The sequence below is a fragment of the Streptomyces tyrfis genome (assembly GCF_037034285.1).
GTDB lineage: Bacteria > Actinomycetota > Actinomycetes > Streptomycetales > Streptomycetaceae > Streptomyces.
In genome coordinates this window covers 1-3,027 of sequence record NZ_JBAGJZ010000100.1, presented here as the reverse complement: position 1 = coordinate 3,027, position 3,027 = coordinate 1, and the positions used below count along the sequence as shown (strand labels likewise).

Genomic DNA, 3,027 nt, shown 5'->3' with positions numbered 1-3,027 from the left:
TCACAATCCCCACAAAGTTGAGAGGGGACTGACTCAGGACCGACTCGACCGCACCGACCGGCGCCCGCCGCGCCCACGGAACCGACCGTGAGCCCGGCGGGCGCCACGTGGCGGACTTTCCGCCACGTGGCGGACTTTCTCTCGGTACGCAGTCGCGCAGGTGGTCTTCGGTGACATGTAAAGGACCGTGAGGAGACCACCGTGGAGAACCGACCGCCGCTCGCCCGCGCCCAGGAAGCCGAACGCCGCCGCGGCCTGGACAGGGAAGTCGACGCGCTGGTCGGCGGGCGCCGTGCGCCGACCAAGGCGCCGTGGTGCCCATCCCTCCCCCGGCGACCAGTGCCTGGTCACGCTGGAGGCCACCGAGAACGCCCCGCGGTCAACCGAGCTGTACGAGATTCTTCGAGAGCGGCGGGGACGGCATGGAGCTGCGCCTGATCGAGGGTCTCGCCCGAGGGAGCCACGGGCGGCTGGTACGCCGGGCCGCCCGAGCTGCGCGGAGGCCGACCCGGTCGAGACACCGAGGACAGAAGCCGGCCCCGACCGGCTCACCATCACCGCGACGGCGTCATCGTCCACCAGGGCCACCACGCCCTGCCCCGCCCCGGCGCCACCGGACCCTGACCCGCCGGCCGGATCACCCGGCGCGTTCGCGCCGTCCCTGGTCAGGACGACGGCCCTCGACGAAACCGCCGGCGCGCTCCGGGCGCGGACGGACCACCGTCGGCCAACTGGAAGTTGTACCCCACGCTGACGGAGACGCTGGAGAGCCGGCAGAAAGAGGGCGTGCTGCGCGAAAGCACTCCTGCTGCTCGAAGGCGACAGAGATGCCTTCGGCCCCGAGGAACAACTGGTCGGCTGCTGGGGCCCGGTGTGGTTGCGATCGAGTGCTCAAAAGACGCGAGCCAGTGCGTCCGGCCCCACGAAGTGCAATGGTGGATCGCCGCGCAGGAAGCGCAGCACCTCCTCCACGGCACTTGCGCCGAGCCGCTGACGGCACTCGACGGTGCCCGCCGCCTGATGAGGGGTCAGCAGAACGTTCGGCAGTTTCCGGAACAGGTGGCGGACCGGCAGTGGCTCGGTGTCGAAGACGTCGATCGCAGCGTCCAGCCGGCCCGCCGACACCTCCGCCAGAAGCGCGTCCTCGTCGACGAGCCAGGAACGGGCGGTGTTGACCAGACCGGCGCCGTCGGGCATCAGCGCCAGTTCGCGCGCACCCAGCATGCGCCGGGTCTCGGCGGTGGCAGGGGCGTGCACGGCGACGATCCGGCTGCCACGGAGCAGTTCGTCCAGCGGCACCACCCGTACCGCGAGCCGCTGTGCGTCCTCGGCCGTCAGATACGGGTCGGTGACCGCGACGCGCGCCCCCAGTGCCCTCGCCAGCTCGATGTACGCACGACCGGTACGGGACGCTCCGATGACGCCGATCGCACAGCCCTGGATCTCGTGGCGCGGCGGGGCCTGGCCGGCCTCGTCCCACTCGGCTCCGCCTCGCAGGGCGTGGTCGAAGCGGTGGATGCGGTGCAGCAGGGCGAGGGTGAACGCCAGGGCCACCTCGGCGACCGGGCGGGCCATCGCGTCCCCGGCCTGGGTGACGAGGATCCCACGCCGGAAGACTTCCTCGGTGACGTACGGGGCGACCGCCGATCCGGTGTGGGCGACGATCGCCAGTCGGTCAGCGAGGTCGAGGAGTTCCTCGCTGAGGCGGGGAGTTCCCCAAGCGGTGATCAGGGCACGGGCACCGGGCAGCGCCGCACCGAGTGCGTCCCGGTCGGTGTGCTCGTCGAGGACGACCGGCTGCGCCGCGGCGCAGAGGCTCTGCCACACCGCGGGGGTGAAGAACTGCTCACGAAGGTGCGGGGGTACGGCGACGACGACCCGCGGCGGGCGGGCCGCCCCCGGGTCAGGAGAGCCAGTCATCGAGGTGCTCCGCTACGAAGGCGTCGTCGGTGAGCCAGGGGTAGGCCGCGGCGACCCGGGTGATCTCTTCGGCCTGGCCGGGAGACAAGACCTCCTTCGGGTCGAGACACCAGATGCCCTCCAACAGCCCCTGGCGGCGCAGCACTTCATGGACACCCGCGATACAGCCGCGGAATCCGCCGCGCACGTCGAACACGGCGCTGTTGGCGTCGGTGAGCTCCGGACGGCGGGCGAGGCAATCGACCATGGCGTCGTGGTCACCGGCGCGTGCCCGCCGGACCTGATCGAGGAGGGTGACGGCGGAGCCGGTCCAAACGGCCCACTGGCCGAGCAGCCCGCCGGCGAACCACCGCCGAGTGCCCTTGGCCTCGTACGGGGTGAGCAGGTCGCCGATGATGTCGTCGTCGTTGCCGGTGTACAGGGTGACCTCGCCGGCTCGGTCGGCGGCGGCGACGGCCCGTACGACGTCGGCGGTGCGGTAGCGGTCGAAGGGCGCGATCTTGATGGCCGCGGTGTTCGGCAGGTCTGCGAATGAGCTCCAGAACGACGGCGAGAGATAGCGGCCGCCGACGGCCTCCTGGAAGTAGAAGCCGATCACCGGCAGCACCTCGCCGACGGCGCGGGCCCGGTCCAGGAGCCCCTTCTCGTCGGCGCCGGGCACGGCGGGGCTCAACAGCACGGCGTCGTAGCCGAGGGAGGCCGCGAGCTCGGCTTCGGAGACGGCCTGCGCGGTATCGCCGCAGGCCCCGGCGACCTTGACGAACGGACGGCCGGCCTCGGCGTCGATCGTCTCGGCGGCCAGCTCCAGCACCGGCCGGAACAGGCCGATGGCCGGTTCGCGGATCTCGAACTGGGTGGTGTGCACGGCGACGGCGACACCGCCCGCGCCCGAGGCCAGGTAGTAGCGGGTCAGTGCGCGTTGCCGGCGTTCGTCGAGCTTGTGGTCGGCGCCGAGGGCGAGTGGATGAGCGGGGATGACGGCTCCCTCGGCGAGCACGTCCATCGGGGTGCGTGCCGGGGCTGCCGCGGCCGCCGAGGAGGGTACGGGTTTGGGAGTCGTCGCGGTTACGGGGCCGGGTGCGGGCGCGGTCGCGGCTACGGGCGTAC

At 72.1% G+C, this 3,027-nt stretch carries 2 protein-coding genes; both read right to left on the bottom strand.

The window, feature by feature from the left end; translation table 11 throughout:
- Positions 1–891: 891 nt before the first annotated feature.
- Positions 892–1,920, bottom strand: a complete 1,029-nt coding sequence (locus WA762_RS35325; RefSeq protein WP_335941687.1) for a hydroxyacid dehydrogenase — start codon at positions 1,918–1,920, stop codon at positions 892–894.
- A complete protein-coding gene (locus tag WA762_RS35320) occupies positions 1,904–2,923 on the bottom strand; it encodes a dihydrodipicolinate synthase family protein (protein WP_335941688.1) in 1,020 nt (339 codons plus the stop codon). The genes WA762_RS35325 and WA762_RS35320 overlap by 17 nt, the downstream gene beginning before the upstream one ends.
- Positions 2,924–3,027 lie beyond the last annotated feature (104 nt).

Excerpts from the sequence above, each read along its gene's own strand:
- WA762_RS35320 (WP_335941688.1), bottom strand. The coding sequence starts at position 2,923 with ATGGACGTGCTCGCCGAGGGAGCCGTCATCCCCGCTCATCCACTCGCC.
- WA762_RS35325 (WP_335941687.1), bottom strand. The coding sequence starts at position 1,920 with ATGACTGGCTCTCCTGACCCGGGGGCGGCCCGCCCGCCGCGGGTCGTC.